The sequence below is a fragment of the Mesorhizobium sp. SEMIA396 genome (genome assembly GCF_024518615.1).
Lineage (GTDB): Bacteria > Pseudomonadota > Alphaproteobacteria > Rhizobiales > Rhizobiaceae > Mesorhizobium.
Genome location: NZ_JANIFC010000011.1, coordinates 99,654 through 117,469 on the forward strand (window position 1 = coordinate 99,654; position 17,816 = coordinate 117,469).

At 62.3% G+C, this 17,816-nt stretch carries 22 protein-coding genes; 18 read left to right on the forward strand and 4 right to left on the reverse strand.

All coding sequences use genetic code 11. The features are described from left to right. Positions 1 to 324: 324 nt before the first annotated feature. The 6 genes from NP503_RS24565 to NP503_RS24590 all read left to right on the forward strand — a co-directional run bounded on the left by NP503_RS24565 (position 325) and on the right by NP503_RS24590 (position 8,178). Positions 325 to 1,947: a DUF2778 domain-containing protein gene (locus tag NP503_RS24565; protein ID WP_127269381.1), complete on the forward strand. Its 1,623-nt coding sequence runs from the start codon at positions 325 to 327 to the stop codon at positions 1,945 to 1,947. Between the two features lie 128 nt (positions 1,948 to 2,075). Next, a complete protein-coding gene (gene uvrB, locus NP503_RS24570) occupies positions 2,076 to 5,252 on the forward strand; it encodes an excinuclease ABC subunit UvrB (protein WP_127328348.1) in 3,177 nt (1,058 codons plus the stop codon). 412 nt (positions 5,253 to 5,664) lie between these two features. Continuing rightward, on the forward strand, positions 5,665 to 7,191 hold the full coding sequence (locus tag NP503_RS24575; RefSeq protein ID WP_127270511.1) for an ABC-F family ATP-binding cassette domain-containing protein: 1,527 nt from the start codon (positions 5,665 to 5,667) through the stop codon (positions 7,189 to 7,191). 78 nt (positions 7,192 to 7,269) lie between these two features. Beyond that, on the forward strand, positions 7,270 to 7,548 hold the full coding sequence (locus tag NP503_RS24580) for a type II toxin-antitoxin system RelE/ParE family toxin (protein ID WP_023809788.1): 279 nt from the start codon (positions 7,270 to 7,272) through the stop codon (positions 7,546 to 7,548). A gap of 27 nt (positions 7,549 to 7,575) precedes the next feature. After that, entirely contained in the window at positions 7,576 to 7,884 is a 309-nt protein-coding gene (locus tag NP503_RS24585) for a HigA family addiction module antitoxin (RefSeq protein ID WP_127268663.1), read from the forward strand. Positions 7,885 to 8,019: 135 nt separating this feature from the next. Further along, positions 8,020 to 8,178, forward strand: a complete 159-nt coding sequence (locus NP503_RS24590) for a hypothetical protein (protein ID WP_127268662.1) — start codon at positions 8,020 to 8,022, stop codon at positions 8,176 to 8,178. Positions 8,179 to 8,194: 16 nt separating this feature from the next. Here the strand turns inward: NP503_RS24590 and NP503_RS24595 are convergent, their stop codons facing one another. After that, a complete protein-coding gene (locus tag NP503_RS24595; protein WP_127268661.1) occupies positions 8,195 to 8,809 on the reverse strand; it encodes a glutathione S-transferase family protein in 615 nt (204 codons plus the stop codon). A gap of 238 nt (positions 8,810 to 9,047) precedes the next feature. Here NP503_RS24595 and NP503_RS24600 point away from each other — a divergent pair, with 238 nt between their 5' ends. Both NP503_RS24600 and NP503_RS24605 read left to right on the forward strand, forming a co-directional pair. Continuing rightward, positions 9,048 to 9,476, forward strand: a complete 429-nt coding sequence (locus NP503_RS24600; RefSeq protein ID WP_127268665.1) for a glyoxalase/bleomycin resistance/extradiol dioxygenase family protein — start codon at positions 9,048 to 9,050, stop codon at positions 9,474 to 9,476. A gap of 75 nt (positions 9,477 to 9,551) precedes the next feature. Further along, positions 9,552 to 9,905 (forward strand): DUF1428 domain-containing protein, encoded by a 354-nt coding sequence (locus NP503_RS24605; RefSeq protein ID WP_127268660.1) that lies wholly within the window; start codon positions 9,552 to 9,554, stop codon positions 9,903 to 9,905. A gap of 141 nt (positions 9,906 to 10,046) precedes the next feature. Here the strand turns inward: NP503_RS24605 and NP503_RS24610 are convergent, their stop codons facing one another. After that, complete coding sequence (locus NP503_RS24610) at positions 10,047 to 11,669, reverse strand: tetratricopeptide repeat-containing sulfotransferase family protein (RefSeq protein ID WP_236382892.1); 1,623 nt, start codon at positions 11,667 to 11,669, stop codon at positions 10,047 to 10,049. 139 nt (positions 11,670 to 11,808) lie between these two features. Here NP503_RS24610 and NP503_RS24615 point away from each other — a divergent pair, with 139 nt between their 5' ends. From NP503_RS24615 to NP503_RS24645, 7 genes are all read left to right on the forward strand, one after another. Further along, positions 11,809 to 12,201: a hypothetical protein gene (locus tag NP503_RS24615; protein WP_164748817.1), complete on the forward strand. Its 393-nt coding sequence runs from the start codon at positions 11,809 to 11,811 to the stop codon at positions 12,199 to 12,201. Between the two features lie 191 nt (positions 12,202 to 12,392). Next, positions 12,393 to 12,593, forward strand: a complete 201-nt coding sequence (locus NP503_RS24620) for a cold-shock protein (RefSeq protein ID WP_127270517.1) — start codon at positions 12,393 to 12,395, stop codon at positions 12,591 to 12,593. A 144-nt stretch (positions 12,594 to 12,737) separates the two neighbouring features. Further along, a complete protein-coding gene (locus NP503_RS24625; RefSeq protein WP_023809798.1) occupies positions 12,738 to 13,007 on the forward strand; it encodes a hypothetical protein in 270 nt (89 codons plus the stop codon). Beyond that, positions 13,004 to 13,285 (forward strand): hypothetical protein, encoded by a 282-nt coding sequence (locus NP503_RS24630; protein ID WP_127270520.1) that lies wholly within the window; start codon positions 13,004 to 13,006, stop codon positions 13,283 to 13,285. Before NP503_RS24625 ends, NP503_RS24630 begins: the two co-directional genes overlap by 4 nt. Positions 13,286 to 13,324: 39 nt before the next feature. Next, positions 13,325 to 13,462 (forward strand): hypothetical protein, encoded by a 138-nt coding sequence (locus NP503_RS24635; protein ID WP_164482279.1) that lies wholly within the window; start codon positions 13,325 to 13,327, stop codon positions 13,460 to 13,462. A 99-nt stretch (positions 13,463 to 13,561) separates the two neighbouring features. Further along, a complete protein-coding gene (locus NP503_RS24640) occupies positions 13,562 to 13,780 on the forward strand; it encodes a hypothetical protein (protein ID WP_127270522.1) in 219 nt (72 codons plus the stop codon). 149 nt (positions 13,781 to 13,929) lie between these two features. After that, positions 13,930 to 15,483, forward strand: a complete 1,554-nt coding sequence (locus NP503_RS24645) for an EAL domain-containing protein (RefSeq protein ID WP_127270524.1) — start codon at positions 13,930 to 13,932, stop codon at positions 15,481 to 15,483. Between the two features lie 31 nt (positions 15,484 to 15,514). On the opposite strand, the gene NP503_RS24650 is transcribed toward NP503_RS24645, so the two are convergent. After that, entirely contained in the window at positions 15,515 to 15,925 is a 411-nt protein-coding gene (locus NP503_RS24650; RefSeq protein WP_127270527.1) for a Kazal-type serine protease inhibitor domain-containing protein, read from the reverse strand. 110 nt (positions 15,926 to 16,035) lie between these two features. After that, positions 16,036 to 16,191 carry a hypothetical protein gene (locus tag NP503_RS24655; RefSeq protein ID WP_164748816.1) on the reverse strand — a complete coding sequence of 52 codons (156 nt, stop codon included), beginning with the start codon at positions 16,189 to 16,191 and terminating at the stop codon, positions 16,036 to 16,038. Positions 16,192 to 16,416: 225 nt separating this feature from the next. Between NP503_RS24655 and NP503_RS24660 the strand changes: the two genes are divergently transcribed. From NP503_RS24660 to NP503_RS24670, 3 genes are all read left to right on the forward strand, one after another. Further along, entirely contained in the window at positions 16,417 to 16,629 is a 213-nt protein-coding gene (locus NP503_RS24660) for a cold-shock protein (RefSeq protein WP_006202520.1), read from the forward strand. A 319-nt stretch (positions 16,630 to 16,948) separates the two neighbouring features. After that, entirely contained in the window at positions 16,949 to 17,161 is a 213-nt protein-coding gene (locus tag NP503_RS24665; RefSeq protein ID WP_013530020.1) for a cold-shock protein, read from the forward strand. Between the two features lie 176 nt (positions 17,162 to 17,337). Beyond that, on the forward strand, positions 17,338 to 17,769 hold the full coding sequence (locus NP503_RS24670) for a BA14K family protein (protein WP_127268420.1): 432 nt from the start codon (positions 17,338 to 17,340) through the stop codon (positions 17,767 to 17,769). Positions 17,770 to 17,816: the final 47 nt, after the last annotated feature.

The window sequence follows — 17,816 nt, forward strand, 5'->3', positions numbered from 1 at the left end:
AGATGCCGCGCCAACGCGCTTCGCAAAAATTAGCAGCGGCTGTTTTGCTTGACTCGGCCGCCAAAAACAGGCAGCAAAACCAGGTCGGAAGGGCGACAACACCACTTTCCTGGCCGTGGACGAAGCCAAATTTGGCCCAAATCCACATCTCGTCGTTGGTTTTGAGAGGAATTGATTAACCAACTTTGTCCATATTTTGAAGCAATCGGCAACCAACTACAGACGCGGCAAACGCGTCGGGGACCACCTGGGATCACTCACAGAATGGTCGTCGCGGCTCTCAAGGCCGCGTACGGGGAAACCGGTTGAAGCGAGATTGGTTGCATGGCGTTGTTGAGTACACACAAAAAAAACCGGGGACAGCGTGAGGGCGGCGAGTTCGTCGATGCTCCGCGTTCCTCTTCCTTCAACGCTGGCCGGGTGGCCCGCTGGGTCGCGCTGCCTTGCGTCAGCACCGCCATCGGCCTTTGGTTGATCGGCACCATGGCCGGCCTCAGTTCCGTCGGCGCCTCGCTGTCGGCGACTTCGGTTGGCCTGCCCCAGACGCTGTCCATGCCGGGATCGCTCGCACTTACCGATCCGCTGAAACAGCACTTCTTGAAAGCACCCTTCGTGCTGGCCAATGCCAATGGCGGCACTCAGGCTCTGCATGATCATTCGGTGCAGTGCGGCGCCAGCTGTTTCAAGCTGGCCAGGGTAAGCTCGCAGGCGGAAAAATCCGAACGCCTTGTAGCGCAGGCAAAGCCGATGCCTGCCCTTGCGAAGTCGAAGGCGCAGGAGCGCTTCGAACGCATGGAAGCGTCGCTTTCGCCGATGAAGCTGGCCGCTGCCTTTGCCGACGCCGGAAAACCTGCCGCCACTGCCAACACGCGCCCGGTGATCTCCACCGTCGCACCGCGAATTGCCGAGGCGTCGCTAGTGCCGTCCGTCCAGGTCACGGCCAGCCTGTCCGATAACATGCCAGTTCCGGCAGCCGAACGTTTCGCCCGGCTGGATACCGGTTCGGTGGTCGTGCAGATCGCACCGCAGCCGATGGGCTTTGCCCAATCCGATACGCCAGACAATTCGCAGTTGGCCCTTGCCCTCGTGCGGTCGCTGCCGGTCGACGCCGAGGCGTTTGCCTCACCGCTGCCGATCGAGGAATCGTCAGCCGATATCGCGGTTTCGCCCGTCGAAACCCAGCAGGATCAACCCGGCGATGCCGCCTCGCTGCCGGACGCGCTGACCGACGACGTGCCGTTGCCGACCCGCCGCCCGCAATTCGACCCGCCGCAGCCCAAAATCGTGCAGCAGCAGCCTAAGCCGGTCCAGCAGCCCAAATCTGTTCAGCAGCCCAAGCCCGCCCAGCAATCGAAGCCGGCGCGTGAGACGGTCCAGCAGGCCCAGCCGGCAAAACCGGCGCGGCAAGGCCGGCCGGCCGATGGCGGCGATGTGCTGGCCTACGCCAAGCCGGACACGCCTTCGGGCGGCCTTGGCAAGGCGTTCAGGAACCTGTTCAACTCGCCGGGATCCAGAAGCGGCGCCGGCAATGGCGTCGCCGTCTACGATATCAGCGCCGCCACCGTCTACATGCCTGACGGCTCAAGGCTCGAGGCGCATTCTGGCATCGGCGCGATGACGGACCAGCCGCGCTATGCCGACCAGAAGAACCGCGGACCGACACCGCCCAACACCTACAATCTGTCGCTGCGCGAGTCGCGCTTTCATGGTGTGGAGGCCTTGCGCCTGACGCCGGTCGATGGCCGCAACAAGTACAATCGCGACGGGTTTCTGGCCCATACGTATCTGCTTCGGGGCCGCTACGCCCAGTCGAGCGGCTGCGTCGCCTTCAAGGATTATGCGCGTTTCCTCGCCGCCTTCAAGAAGGGCAAGATCAAACGCCTCGTCGTGGTGCCGCGCCTGAACGGGTCGGCTACGCAGGTCGCATCAGCCGCCAGGGGCGTGTAGCGACAAGAGGCTTTCGGGCGTACCTTCCCGCCTGCTCCTGACAGCCTGCTGTCAGGAGCAGCGCTGTCCGGCACGCCTCTCCCCACCGCGCTCTTTCCATTTTGGCCAGGAAATCCCATATTCGGGACATGGCCAAATCTCCCGACAAAAAAACGCCGCCGACGGCGAATGACGACCGCGCCGCGCCGAAGCGGCGCAGTCCGCTGACCGATTTCCTCGACGCTTCGGAGCCGCTGCACAGAGGCGGCTTCGCCGAGATGCCGCAGCCGGAGCTCTCTGGCACGCCGCTGACCGGTTCGATCGCGGACTGGGCCGAGCAGATCGAGCAGGAGGCCGAGAAGGAAGGGCGTCTTGCCGGCAAGGGCGACGGCGGCAAATCGCCGAAGCCGTCGAAGAAGATACCCGAGCGTTCAAGCTCGCCGGGACGCAGTTCGCGCGGCACCTCGATGGGTGGGGCGGCGACGGCGAGGGAGCGCACGGCAGCGGGCCTCAACCCGGTCGCGGGTCTCGACATTTCGCTGGAAGACGCCGAGACCATGGCTTCGGGCAGCGTCACCGCGACGGTAGCCGCCCTTTCGGCGTTGATCGAATCCGGCAATCCGCTGCACAAGGACGGTGTGCTGTGGACGCCGCATCGCCCCGCCCGCCCGGAAAAATCCGAAGGTGGCATTGCCATCAAGATGGTTTCGGATTTCGAGCCGGCCGGCGATCAGCCGACCGCGATCAAGGATCTGGTCGAAGGCGTCGACAACAACGACCGGACCCAGGTGCTGCTCGGCGTCACCGGCTCCGGAAAAACCTTCACCATGGCCAAGGTGATCGAGGAGACGCAGCGCCCTGCCTTGATCCTGGCGCCGAACAAGACGCTGGCGGCGCAGCTCTATTCCGAGTTCAAGAAATTCTTCCCGGAAAACGCCGTCGAGTATTTCGTCTCCTACTACGACTATTACCAGCCGGAAGCCTACGTCCCGCGCACCGACACCTTCATCGAGAAGGAATCTTCGATCAACGAGCAGATCGACCGCATGCGCCATTCGGCGACGCGTTCGCTGCTCGAGCGCGACGACGTCATCATCGTCGCCTCGGTGTCCTGCATCTACGGTATCGGCTCGGTCGAAACCTATACGGCGATGACCTTCCAGATGCAGATCGGCGATCGGCTCGACCAGCGCGCGCTGCTCGCCGATCTCGTCGCCCAGCAGTACAAGCGCCAGGACATCAATTTCGTTCGCGGCTCGTTCCGCGTGCGCGGCGACACGATCGAGATCTTCCCGGCCCACCTGGAAGACCGCGCCTGGCGCATCTCGATGTTCGGCGACGAGATCGAGCAGATCACCGAGTTCGACCCGCTCACCGGCCAGAAGACCGGCGAGCTGAAAAGCGTCAAGATCTACGCCAATTCGCACTATGTGACGCCGCGCCCGACGCTGAACCAGGCGATCAAGTCGATCAAGGAAGAGCTCAAGCACCGGCTGGTCGAACTCGAGCGGGCCGGCCGCCTGCTTGAGGCGCAGCGGCTGGAACAGCGCTGCCGCTTCGACCTCGAGATGCTGGAAGCCACCGGCTCCTGCGCCGGCATCGAGAACTATTCGCGCTATCTCACCGGCCGCCAGCCGGGTGATCCGCCGCCGACGCTGTTCGAGTACATTCCCGACAACGCGCTGGTCTTCATCGATGAAAGCCATGTCACCGTGCCGCAGATCGGCGGCATGTATCGCGGCGACTTTCGCCGCAAGGCGACACTGGCCGAATACGGCTTCCGTCTGCCGTCCTGCATGGACAACCGGCCGCTGCGCTTCGAGGAATGGGATGCCATGCGTCCGCTTTCGGTCGCCGTCTCGGCGACCCCCGGCGGCTGGGAAATGGAGCAGGCCGGCGGCGTCTTCGCCGAGCAGGTCATCCGCCCGACCGGCCTGATCGATCCGCCGGTCGAGGTCCGCCCGGCCAAGACCCAGGTCGACGATGTCGTCGGCGAAATCCGTGACACCACCAAGGCCGGCTACCGCACGCTGGTGACGGTGCTGACCAAGCGCATGGCCGAGGATTTGACCGAATATCTGCATGAACAAGGCATCCGCGTGCGCTACATGCACTCCGACATCGACACGCTGGAGCGCATCGAGATCCTGCGCGATCTGCGCCTCGGCGCCTTCGACGTGCTGGTCGGCATCAACCTGCTGCGCGAAGGCCTCGACATTCCCGAATGCGGCTTCGTCGCCATTCTCGACGCCGACAAGGAAGGTTTCCTGCGCTCGGAAACCTCGCTGATCCAGACCATCGGCCGCGCCGCCAGAAACGTCGACGGCAAGGTCATCCTCTATGCCGACCAGGTGACCGGCTCGATGGAACGGGCGATGGCCGAAACCAACCGCCGCCGCGAAAAGCAGGTGGAGTGGAACGAGGCCAACGGCATCACCCCGGAATCGGTCAAGTCGCGCATCTCCGATATTCTGGATTCGGTCTACGAGAAGGACCACGTCCGCGCCGACATCTCGCAGTTCACCGACAGTGCCGGCGCCATGATGGGCAACAACCTCAAGGCCCATCTCGACGCGATGGAAAAGCAGATGCGCGATGCCGCAGCCAATCTCGACTTCGAGAAGGCGGCCCGCATCCGCGACGAGATCAAGCGCCTGCGTGAGATGGAACTGTCCATCTCCGAAGACCCGCTGGCCAAATACGCCGACATGGAAAGCCCGGCCTCCGGCCGCGAAAAGGGCAAGCACAACAAGGGCGTGGCCAAACATCGGACAGCAGAAGAACAGGAGCGTTTCCGCAAGTTCGACGAAGCGCGCGCCGCCGAAGAGGCCGCCAGGGCTGCCCGGCCCAACCTCTTCCGCAAGCCTGATCTCGACGAGATGGGCGCCGACGGCGCCGTACCGGTGAAAAAACCGCTGTTTTCGAAACCCTCGATCGACGATATGGGCCCGGGCACCGACATGCCGACGCCGGCCGGCGCGGTGTCACGCTCGCTGTTCAAGAAACAGTCGGCTGAAGAGGCGCATGGCTCCGATTTCGGCATACCCGGCGAGCCGGTCAAGCCGCTGTTCAAGAAGAACTCGCTCGATGAAATGACCGTGCGGCGGACGGAAAAGCCGGTCGAAGGAAAAGTGCCGGCCAAGCCGCAGCCAATCTCCCCCCAAGTGGGGGAGATGCCCGGCAGGGCAGAGGGGGACGCGAAGGAACGCGACGATTCCGCTAAGCCAATCGTTCGCCAGCGCGCCGGCATCGGCTCATACGAGGATCCAGGCGACGCACGCCGCGACAAACGCCGGCCGGGGAAGACGGGACGGCCGGGGAAGTAGGTTCAATTATTCGAAATGCCGGCGGGACAGCGCCCCCCTCTGTCCTGCCGGACATCTCCCCCCACGTGGGGGGAGATTGGCAGCTGCAGCGCATCGCCCCTCCTGGAGCGCCCCCTTGCCCCCACCCCCGCCTTTGGTGTAATCGCTCCACACACTCGAACGTCTTGAAAGGAGGGCTCACGTGTTTACGTTTCATCGTCACCATCGTCACCATCGTCACCATCGTCAGCGTGGCCCGATTTCTGCCCTGCGAGCTTGCTTGCAGGGCTGACCAGGGACGGTCCGGGTTTTTCCCGCCTCGATTTTTTGGTCTGCCCTTCGTGGTGTTGCAACGCCGAGCCTGATGGCCAGCCTGCGCACCGTCAAAGTGCATTGAGCCGGACTTTCCTCCGGCAAGACCAGAGAAATCAAAATGGCCCTGATCAGCCTCAAATCCCTCGGCGTCACCATGAGTGCGCCGCTGTTTACCAATCTCGATCTCACCATCGGCTCCGGCGACCGGCTCGGCATTGTCGCCGCCAATGGCCGCGGCAAGTCGACCTTGCTGAAATGCCTGACCGGCGAGATGGAGCCGACCTCCGGTGACATCACCCGCACGCGCGGCCTGCGCGTCGGTCATGTCGAGCAATCCATTGCCCCGGCCCTTCTCACCCGCAGCTTCCATCAGGTGGTGGCCGACGCCTTGCCGCCCGAGCAGGCTGAAAGCGAGCTGTGGCGCGTCGACGTGGTTCTCGATTCACTCGATGTGCCGGAGCCGATGCGCGAGCGGCCAATGCAGGCGCTGAGCGGCGGTTGGCAGAGACTGGCGCTGATCGCCCGCGTCTGGGTGACAGATCCGGACGTGCTGCTGCTCGACGAGCCGACCAACCATCTCGACCTTGCTCGCATCAGCCAGTTGGAAACCTGGCTCAACGCATTGCCGCGTGAGGTGCCGGTCGTCATTGCCAGCCACGACCGCGCCTTTCTCGACGCCGCCACCAACCGGACGCTGTTCCTGCGCCCGGAACAGTCGCCCGTGTTTGCCTTGCCCTATTCCCGCGCCAGGCGGGCGCTCGACCAGGTCGACGCCTCGACCGAGCGCAAGTTCCAGCGCGACATGAAGGTGGCGCAGCAATTGCGCCGGCAGGCGGCCAAGCTCAACAATATCGGCATCAATTCAGGCAGCGACCTGCTGACGGTCAAGACCAGGCAACTCAGCCAGCGGGCCGAAAAACTGGAGGAAGCGGCGAACCCGGCGCATCGCGAGAAGTCGGCGGGTGCCATAAAACTGGCCAATCGCGGCACTCACGCCAAAGTGCTGATCACGCTCGACGACGCGGCTGTCGAAACACCCGATGGCACGCTGCTGTTTCGGGCCGGCAAGCGCCACATCTGCCAGGGCGACCGCATCGTGCTGCTCGGCCGCAACGGCGTCGGCAAGTCGCGCTTCGTCACCCTGATCCGCAATGCCATCATCGAACCGGACACGGTGCGGAATGTGAAGGTGACGCCGTCGACGGTGCTCGGCTACAGCGATCAGGCGCTGTCGGGCATCAGCGGCGACGACACGCCGCTGGCGATGGTCTCGCGCCGCTACGATGTCGGCGAGCAGCGCGCACGGTCGTTGCTGGCCGGTGCTGGCGTGGTCATCGAGATGCAGGAGAAAAAGATCGGCGTGCTGTCCGGCGGCCAGAAGGCGCGGCTGATGATGCTGGCGCTGAGGCTCGCCAATCCCAACTTCTATCTGCTGGACGAGCCGACCAACCACCTCGACATCGACGGCCAGGAAGCGCTGGAAGCGGAACTGCTGGCGCATCAGGCCAGCTGCGTGCTCGCCTCGCACGACCGCTCCTTCATCCGCGCCATCGGCAACCGCTTCTGGCTGATCGACAAACGAAAGCTGACCGAAGTCGAGGACCCCGAGGAGTTCTTCCGCTCAGTGGCCGAAACGGCAGGATGAGGCCAACGGAGGTCGACTGGCATGTAAATTATTTGCTTACAGACCTTGTTTTTGTAAGCAATCTGTTTACATATATCGATGATCAAGTCCTTCAAGAACAAGGCGCTGTCGGACCTCTTTCAAACTGGAAAGACCGGCAAGATCGACGCCAAGATGCACAAGCGCATTCTTGTCCGGCTTGACCGCCTGGAAGCTTCGGAGAAGCCGGAGGAGATGAACCTTCCCGGCTTCGATTTCCACCCGCTGAAAGGCTTCGATCCAATCCGCTACACGGTCCACGTCAACGGTCCGTGGTGCATCACATTCGAGTTCGACGGCAAGGACGCTGCCCGCGTCGATTTCGAGCAATATCACTGAGGCGGCCAGACTGGAGAAGTTCGACTTATGACCGTGCACGAGCCGACGCGTCCTATTGAGCGTTGTCCCTCCCACCCGGGAGCGCTGCTTGAGGACATTATCCCGGCAACTGGAAAGACCAAGGTGGAAATTGCAAATCTGCTCGGGATCTCCCGGCAGCAGCTCTATGACATCATCCGCGAAAAGAAGCCGGTTTCGCCGGCTGTGGCCGCTCGCCTCGGGAAGCTGTTCGGCGACGGCGCCGCGATCTGGCTTCGAATGCAAGCGGCTTTCGATGCTTGGCACGCAGAGCGTGAAGTTGATGTTTCAGCGATCCCTACGCTCAGGGTTGCGTAGGTCCGCACGGCAGCATTCGGACAGACCATCAGACGCCGCGATAAAAAATCTCGACGGTCTGTCGGATAGCCTCAGCCCATCGCGTCCTTGGGATGCCGACACGATGATGCCGGCGCCAACCCAGGGAGAATTATCATGTCGGTTCTTTCATCCATCGGTCGCGTCGCAACCCGGTATGCGGCAGCGCGCGCTCGTCACCGCAGCGAGCGCATCCTGCTTTCGCTGCCGGCCTCGCTGCGCAAGGATATCGGCTTTCCGGACGTCTTCGACGCGCAGAACGGCCGCCGCCCCTGACCTCGCGAGGCGCCAGTCAGTCATGCGTATCACCTGAAAGCGGTGTCGCCTGCATCGATACGCGTTTTTCGAAAGCCTCGAACCAGTGCGTCAGCCGCGCCCGCGAGCGAAAAGGCGGCAGGTGGCGGAACGCCATCCAGGACAGCGTGGTGGCCAAGGCGATGTGGCCGACATGGAGCGGTGCCTCGTCGTCCAGCGCGCTTTCGATCCAGTCGTAGCTCGCCTCGATCTTTTCCCGGTATCCGTCGGCGAGAGCACCATAGCGCAGCTTTTCGGGTCTCCTTTCTGTCTCCCAGCGCAAAGCGATGCCTGTCTGCGCGAGGCCCTGGGCGACCGACTGAAGCCGCAACGCCTGCCAGCGCGCCTCGCCGTCCTGCGGCAGCAGCTTGCGGCCGTCATGCAGTGTGTCGAGATAGGCGCAGATGACATCGGAATCGAAGATCGGCGACGCATTTGGCCGCAACAGCACCGGCACCTTGCCAAGCGGATTTTCGGCGTAGACATCGGCGTTGCGCAAGGTCGGACTGGTCTCATGATGGATGACCTCCAGCCGATCGGCAATGCCAACCTCATGGGCGAAGACAAGCGCCTTGCGCGCGAAGGGTGAGTGGGTTTGATAGTAGAGGATCATTGTCGTCCCGGGGTTGAAGAGGCGTTCGCGTGATCCATCTGTTCTAGCCTGCGAGCCGAGAGAATTGCGCTCTGATTGGGCGCCGCCGACGCAAGTTCGTTTCACGCCTCTCGCTCGAGCCCGCGGCTGTCCGGGATTATCAAGGGCCGACCGCCAAAAAAATTTCGCCGCCATGTAGGATCGCCGCCGTCCGATCCGTCCTATGGCTCGCAAGGCCAAACGCAAAGAGGAACAACAAATGACTGATCAGACCCCCGTTCAGCCCGCGGCCAAAGTGCTCGGCGGATTGACCCCCTATCTGCAGCTGGATGGCGCCTTCAAGGCTGCCGAATTCTACAAGAAGGCCTTCGGCGCGGAGCAGGTCTTTGCCTACCCGGCGGACGAAAAAGGCCGCACCATGCACATTCACCTCCACATCAATGGCTCGACCCTCATGCTCTCCGATTTCTATCCGGAAAACGGAATGCCCGCCGTCAAGCCGCAGGGTTACACCATGCAGCTTCACCTCGGCAGCGACGACATCGAAGCCTGGTGGAAGCGCGCCGTCGATGCCGGCTGCGAAGTCGCCGTGCCGCTCCAGGTCATGTTCTGGGGCGATCAGTGGGGCAATATGCGCGACCCGTTCGGCGTCGAATGGGCGATGAACGCGCCGGTGAAGAAAGCCTGATCTGCCGCCGATGGCCCGAGCCCCTCACCGGCCGGCGCCGGTGAGGCCCTGTGAACTTCCAGGAGGAGATCCAAAATGTCCTATGTCGATGGTTTCGTACTTGCCGTATCCAGGGCAAAACTCGATGACTACAAGAAGCTGGCCAACCTCGCAGGGCCTATCTGGAGGGAACATGGCGCGCTCGCCTATGTCGAATGCATCGGCGACGACGTGCCCTATGGCGAGGTCACGTCCTTCCCGCGTGCCGTGCAGGCCAAGGACGACGAGATCGTCGTCTTCGCCTGGGCCGTCTATGAGTCGCGGGTGAGCCGCGATGCCGTCATGGCCAAGGTGATGGCAGATCCGCGCTTGAAGGCCGATTGGGCGGACATGCCGTTCGACGGCAAGCGCATGATCTTCGGTGGCTTCAAGCCATTCATTGAGCTTTGAGCAGCCGGTTGCAGATTAGAAGAAGCCTCTCAGCTTCGTCATCCTAGGGCGAAGCGCGAAGCTCCGTCGCGAAGACCCTAGGATGACGACGCGGGTGCTTAGGCCAATCTCTAAGGCCACGATCAGCTAGATAGCGTTGCGCTAATCCAGCTTGTCGAGCAGCGGCTTCAGCCGGTCTCCATAGCGCTTCCACAGATCGACCGACCCTTGATACATCGGCTGGCGCACCTGTGCGGCTGAAGCCGTGCGAACCGGTCGGTCGGTCTCGTGGAACGATAGAGCCGCGTCGTCCCAGGGCAGACCGAGATGAGCGATCAATGCCCGCGTCTGTCCTTCCTGGTCGGCGACAAAATCCTCGTAGCGTACATCATGCACGACGCCCGGCAGCACCGTGTGCCAATGCTTCATGATGTCGGTGTAGAGATTGTGGAAGTCGGCGAGCTCACCGAGATCGTAGCCATAGCGATGGCTGTCGCCGCGGAAATGCACCTTGTAGATCGACAGGCAGGTGGCCGCCGCATCGCGCGCGCAGTGGATGATCCTGGCCTTCGGCATCATCATGTGGATGAAGCCGACAAGCAGGAAGTTGCCCGGCATTTTGTCGGTGACGTGGCGCATGTTCGGATAGCGGGCATGCAGCATGTCGAGATAGGCTTGGCCTGCTTCGGCAAAATCCGCATCGCCCATATCCGATACGCCCCATGGGAAGCCACCCGGCATGGTCGCCGGGAACTGCTTGCCGACCGCCTTCTTCAAGATGCTGAGCTCGCCTGCGCCGTAGACCTGCGGATGGCTGGCAATGATCTGCTCGACCAGCGTCGTGCCCGAACGCGGCATGCCGACGATGAAGATCGGCGTGTCGTCGCTGATTGAGCTGGGCCTGTGCTTCTCGAAGAAGCCGGCATCGAAGGTGGCCTTCATCGCCTCGAATTCGGCCCGCGTCCTGGCCTGGTCGTAGTTGATGCCTTTGCGGCGGATCGCATTGCCTTCGGCGAAATAGTCGAAGGCCCGGCCATAATCCCTGAGATCGTCATTCGCCTTGCCGAGTCCGAAGGACAGCTGCATGCGTGCCAGGCTGTCCTGCGGCGCTTTGGCATGCTGGGCTTCCATGCCCCCAAGCTCGCTGTCGCGATCCTTCTGGCGCTTGACCTGCGTCAGCATCAGCCAAGCTGTGGCCATGGCGGGGTTGATCGCCAACGCCTGCCGGAACAGGTCGACCGCCTCGTCGAGCTTGCCCTTTTCCATCAGCCCGACGCCGAGCCCGTGCAGCAGGTCGGCATCCTTGGGGCGTATCGCCAGCGCTTCGCGGAAGACGGCGAGCGCCTCATCCAGCCGCCCGGCTTCCTGCAGGGTTTCGGCAAGCCCGATGCGGGCGCGCACGTGAAATGGGTTGCGTGCAACCGTGCCGCGATAAATCTCTTCGGCCTCTTCGAACTGGCCGACCTGCTTCAGCGATGAGCCGAGATTGTCGCGCGCCGCGAGCTGGTCCGGCCGCAGATCCACCGCACCGCGGAAGAAATCGATGGCCGCAGCAGGGCGGCCGAGGTCGCGCATCACCGTACCGAAATTGTTGAGGAAATCGGGATTCGTCGGCTGCAGGCTCACCGACCGTTCGATGAGATCCAGCCCTTCTTCGCTGCGCCCGGTCTGGTGCAGCAGCAGTCCCAGGAAATGCGCCGCGGCCGCATGCTTGGGCTGACGCGCCAGCACCTGCCGGTAGATCGTCTCAGCCTCTTGCCGGCGCCCCGCCTGATGCAGTTGCAACGCCTGCTGCACATACTGGTCGAGGCCCAGCGGCGGCTGTCCGCCTGCGCCAGACCTGGCTCCCGCACCCGCCGCTCGTCTTTGATCTCTGTTGATGGGAAACCTGCCGTGTTTTATCCGCCTGTGGCGATCTAGGCCATTGGCGCGCCAGGTTCAAGGCTTCGCTTGCTGTCTCGTCCTTTCGTCGGTGCGGAAAGATCAAATCAGGCGATTGGTCTCGGCAACCTGCCTGGCACGCCGAACCGTTCCATCGGTGTCGGCGATCCTTCGCTTTGCCGCCTCGTCACTTCTGACAGTCAGCCGCGGCGACAGGACAACCATCGGCTTTGCCATTACCGGCTTTGCGACCGGCGTGATCGTTACGGGGGTGCCTGTTGGCGTCTTTACGGACATCTCGAGGTCTCCTTCTTCAACTCACAAGAAAAATGAAATACCGGGAGAATTATTCCCGCTAAGCTTCAAACAGTTTTTGAATTGTATGAATTTGTATCATCATTTTTCTGATAGTTACAGCGCGCAATTTTTTGAATGAAGCACAATTTTATTTTAAAACGCCTTGATTAAATTACAACAAAGGCCTATCTGTACAGGATCGCTTTGGGCCAGAATTGGCATCTCGCGGCGTCAGAGGTTCTCGACCCGCCAATCTCATTCCAAATCATCGATACCGGGCGCGCGGCATGTTCGCTCCGCGCGGCCATTCTCATTCTTCGAAAGACCGACATGAACACCGGAACCGTGAAGTTCTACAATGGCCGGACCGGCTTCATTCAGCCGACCGATGGCGGCAAGGACGTCTTTGTCCATGTCAGCGCACTGGAGCGCGCCGGCTTCCCCGGCCTCGCCGAAGGCCAGAAGCTGCAGTTCGAGTTGGAGCGTGACACCAAGGGCCGCGAGTCGGCCGCCAATTTGCAAATGATCTGATCCGGCCGAATTCGATGAACGCTGACCACGGATGTACTGGCAGCTCTCGAAAGAGGCTTATTTCCAGCGACTGCCGGAAATAGGAAAGCGGGGCTCGTCCCCGCTTTTTTGTTTTCAGGACCGCTGCTTTGCATAGGTAAGACAATGCCGGACCGCACCACCCACTCCATCGCGCACTTCACCGCACCTTTCGTGCTCGGCGGACTGGAAGGGCAGCTGCCGGCCGGCGACTACGACATCGACCACGACGAAGAGCTGATCGAGGGCATGTCGCGGCTTGCCTGGCGCCGCGTCGCCACTTTCATCCATCTGCCGGCAAGGGCAGCGAAAAACCCGCCCACCAGCCAGCTTGTCGCCATCGATTACCTCGAACTCGAAACAGCGCTGAAGCGCGACAGGGAGAATGCAGCATGATCCGTTTCCAGCAGAATGCGCGCCCGCGCACCGACACACCCGCGCACCAGTTTTCGATCGGTCAGACCGTGCGCATGAAGAGCCGCACCGGCCTCGTTCAGAAGACCGCCGAACTGTTCCAGATCAAGAGCAGGCTGCCGGTCAAGGATGGTTCGCCGCAATACCGCATCCGCAGCGAGCAGGAGACCTATGAGCGGGTCACCACCGAAGACAATCTCGAACCGGCAGATCCGGTTGTTGCCGACAACCCCGTTGTTGCCAGCAACCCGCTCGTCTGAGACCCCACCGCCAAGCCAACACTGAAGCAGGAGCACGACATGTCCAAAGGTCAACAGCGTAGCAACCGCGAGACACGCAAGCCGAAGAAGGACAAGGTCGTGGCAAAGCCCGCCTCCCCGTTCGGTTCGTCGGTCAAGCAGGCGGAGAGCAGCTTGAAGCCGAAGTCGAAAGGCTGACAAACTGGAGGGCGCGCCTCGTGCGCCCTTTCCGTCGTCCTCTGTGAGGTGGCGAATTGACTGGACAGGCCTGCGCAATGCTCTGCCACGGAGGCGCGCTTGAATTTCGTCATCGAGTTCTACCGGTTGCGCGACGCCGACGAAGCCACTCTCGACAAGGTGTCGCTGGAGGCGCCGAACCTGCGCGCCGCGCTGCAGGACGCCACCGCGCTGTTCCACACGCTGGCGATGCCGCAAATCCCCGATCGCCTGCGCATCTGCGACGACAGTGGCAGCGAGCTCTATGCCGGCCCGGCCGACGGCGCCTATCCGGTTTAGAGCAGCGGTGCTGCCCCACGACTCCATTAAAGTTCACGTAAGATCGAGGCCCTAATATCCGCCTGAACCGGGCCGCTGCCGCGATTGGTGGCCGAGACGTTGCGGGCGACCACCCACGATCGCCGCTCATACCCGAAGGCAGGAGGCGCATGGACAGGTCGCGCATCATCGTGACGGCGGTGGTGTTGGCCATGCTGGGCGCCATCTTGCCAATCGCAGCTATGTTTCATCTCGCTTGGATTCAGGCCGTCCAAAAGGAACATGAGCGGCTGCAGCTGTTCGCCAGCCGCGCCATCGCCAGGGCCGACATCTCGCTCAACGATGCCACCGCCGCCTTGCGGCAGATCGACCAGTTCACCGGCATCCGCTGTTCGGCGGACCATATAGCCCGTATGCGGCAACTCACCATCAACACGCGCCCGATCGAAGAAATGGGCTATTTCGAAAACGGCCTGCTCAAATGCTCTTCCTGGGGACCGACCGAAGGGCGCGTTGCGCAATCCACCCCTGACTTCACCACCAGGGACGGCATTGCCGTCACCGCCCGCATGCAGCCGGTGATGAGCGAGGACCATTTTCTGATGGCGCTGCGATACAGGGATCACAACGTCCTTGTCGATCCGGTACGCTTTGTCGACGTCATCGTCGATCCCAGTGTCCAGCTCGCCTTGACGACGCAAACGGGCATCCTGCTTGGCGCGTTGAACGGCCCGAATCCTGCTCGTATCGAGAAGATCATCGCCGGTCCCGGCGAAGGCATCGATGACGATCTCCTGTTTGCCACGGCGCGCGGGACGGACTGGATTGCTGTCGCCACCGAACCGACAAGCCAGATCCTGGGCAGCGTTCGCAAGCAGCAATTCATGCTGCTTCCGCTCGGCGCCTTCATGGCTGCCTTCATCATCGGCGTGGTTGTGTGGCTGTCACGAAGGCGGCTTTCGCCCTTGGGAGAATTGCAGATCGCCGTGCGCAAGCACGAATTCATCGTCCACTATCAGCCGATCGTCGAGCTCAGGACCGGCAATTGCATCGGCGCGGAAGCGCTGGTGCGCTGGAAGCGGCCGAATGGCTCCCTGGTCCGGCCCGATCTTTTCATTCCGCTGGCGGAAGAGAGCGGCCTGATCACGGCGATCACCGATCAGGTCATTGCGATGGTTGTGTTCGACCTGAACAAGCTCCTGGTCGCCGATCGCTCGCTTCACATCGCCATCAATCTCAGCGCAACCGATGTCGGCACCGCGCGGGTCCTGCCTATTATCGAAAAGGCGTTGCAGCACACCGGAATCCGGCCCCAGCAAATCTGGCTCGAGGCCACGGAGCGAGGTTTCGTCGATATCAACTCGGCGCGTTCGACGCTCATTCGTGCCCGCGAACTGGGGCACGCAGTGGCAATCGACGACTTCGGCACCGGCTATTCCAGCCTGTCCTATCTCGAGGGGCTGCCGCTCGATGCGCTCAAGATCGACAAATCGTTCATCGATACGATCAGCACGAATTCCGCCACCAGTTCCGTCACCCCGCATATCATCGACATGGCCAAGACACTGAAGCTGAAGATCGTTGCCGAGGGCGTGGAAACGCAGGCGCAGGCCGACTATCTCGCCGAGCGCGACGTCGACTACGGCCAGGGCTGGCTTTTCGCCAGACCCATGCCTGCGTCCGAGTTCATCGCCTACTGTCGCCAGGTGGAGCCGACGGCTTGACGCCTGTCGTCCTCAACAAGGCGCAGCGTTCTCAGCACGGCCCGTCGCCAACGACGCGATAGTCCGCGGCGCGGGCTTCGCAGGAATTGGGGAAGGTACGCATCTCGCCATGCCGGCGGCCGCAGACCGGAGCATATTCGCGGGTGCAGAACGTCTGCTCGCCACCGCCACCGCCACCGCCGCTATCGCGGCACGGACCGTCGCGCACGATGCGGTAGCCAGCCCGGTCGGCAAGACAGGCATTGGCGAAGGTCTGGCGGTCGCCGCCGCGCCGGGCACAGACCGGCTCGTACTGCTTGCTGCAATATTGCGGCTCGGGCCGTGGCGGACGCGGGCGTGGCCCTGGTCCCTCATCGACGACAACAGTGCAGGCGGCAAGAACTGCCGACAGCAACAGGATGACAAAACCCTGCCGCGAAAAGATTGCCGCCAGAAATTTCATGATGATCTCCCACGATCGGTCCCCGGTTACCGATCCTCGCCATTCCCTTGCCAAATGCAACCCCCGTTTGAGCTCGGCAACCGACAACGGCGCCTGGACCGAAAGGGAGGTCAGCGCGCCGCGATGTCTGGCCCATTCGTGGCCCGGCTCTGGCCGATGACCCGGCCGGCAAGCAAGCCTATGCCGAGCCCATCGATGCTCAGGTCAGTCGATTGATGCGTCGGGATGCGCCAGTACGGCGGCCCGCGGCGGTATCTTGCAACCATCACGTTTCCGTGCGATAAATTCCGTGTTCGGGCATTTGCGACCCGGAGAGCGGAACGTTTTGGACGACCTTTCCCCGATACTGTGAATCTCTGACGGCCCCGTTTTCGGCGGGGGGTTTGACCATGCGCCAATGCATGACTGCCGAAGCAACCACCGGGAACTGCCCTTTGCGCCAGGCGGCGGGCGGGACCACCAAAGACTGAACGGGTGAAGGAGTTTCCCCAATGGCCCAGACCGGCACCGTTAAATTCTTCAACGCGACCAAAGGCTTCGGTTTCATCACGCCCGATGGTGGCGCCAAGGATGTGTTCGTCCATATCTCCGCGATCGAAGCCTCCGGCTTGCGCACGCTCGTTGACGGCCAGAAGGTCACCTTCGACGTCGAGCCGGACCGCATGGGCAAGGGCCCCAAGGCCGTCAACCTCCGCGCAGCCTGAGCCATCGGCGCGCCGCATGTCACTCGGACGTGCGACGGAGGCTCCATGCCTGCACCTGGCCTGGAGAGGGATCTGAATTTTGAAAGGCGCGGCGATCTTCGTCGCGCCTTTTCCTTATCGAAGGCGCGGGCCGGTGATGTCGCCCAAGCCGCCAGGTTCTGGGCTACGACTTGCATAAAACAAAGACCCAAAGCGTGCCGCAACGTGCTTTAGACGCCCGCAAAACTTTCTCTTGCCGATGACGCTAAAATAAAGGACAAATTTCCACTCGGGCATTTGCCGGCCCGAGACTGGAGTTTATGGGACAAAGGAGCTTCCCATGCCGCAGACCGGCACCGTCAAATTCTTCAACCATGCCAAGGGCTTCGGCTTCATCACGCCCGATGATGGCGCGAAGGATGTTTTCGTCCATATTTCAGCCGTGCAGGCGTCCGGCCTTCCCGGCCTGGAGGATGGCCAGAAAGTGTCGTTCGACACCGAGCCGGACAAGCGCGGCAAGGGACCCAAGGCCGTCAATCTGTCGGTCGGCTGAGCCGGCTTGGACCGGCGATGGTTTTCGCTCCCTGGAGGCGTGTGACCTTTGACGCCTGTTGTGAATAAATTCGTCGAAATCCGTTCAGCCCCCGTTCAGCCACGGTTGCATATTAGTCTTTGGTAAAGCCGGACCGCATCCCCGAAACTACACGGGCCGGCACGAAGGAGACCGAGATGAACCGAATTTTCAAGACCGCCGTCCTGGCCGCTGCCGTGGTCGCCACCACGCTTTCGGCCTTGCCCGCCGCCAACGCACGTGATTGGCGCCGCCATCATGGCCATCATGGCAACGGCGATGCCATTGCCGCCGGCGTGCTCGGCCTCGCGGCCGGTGCGCTGATCGGCGGCGCATTGGCCAATGACCGCCCGCCGCCCGACGCTGACCGCTACTACGATGACGGTTACTACGATCGTGACGTGGTGGTGCGCCCGGCCCCGGTCCGCCGCTACTATGCGGAGCCGCGGGTGGTCTACGCTGATCGTTATGCCGAGCCGTGGACGCGTGATTGGTACGAATACTGCTCGGACCGCTACCGCACCTTCAATTCCCGCACCGGCACGTTCACCGGTAATGACGGCGAACAGCATTTCTGCACGGCGAACTAAACCAGGGCCTCCCTGCCCCAACAGAAAAGCGCTGACCGCAAGGCCAG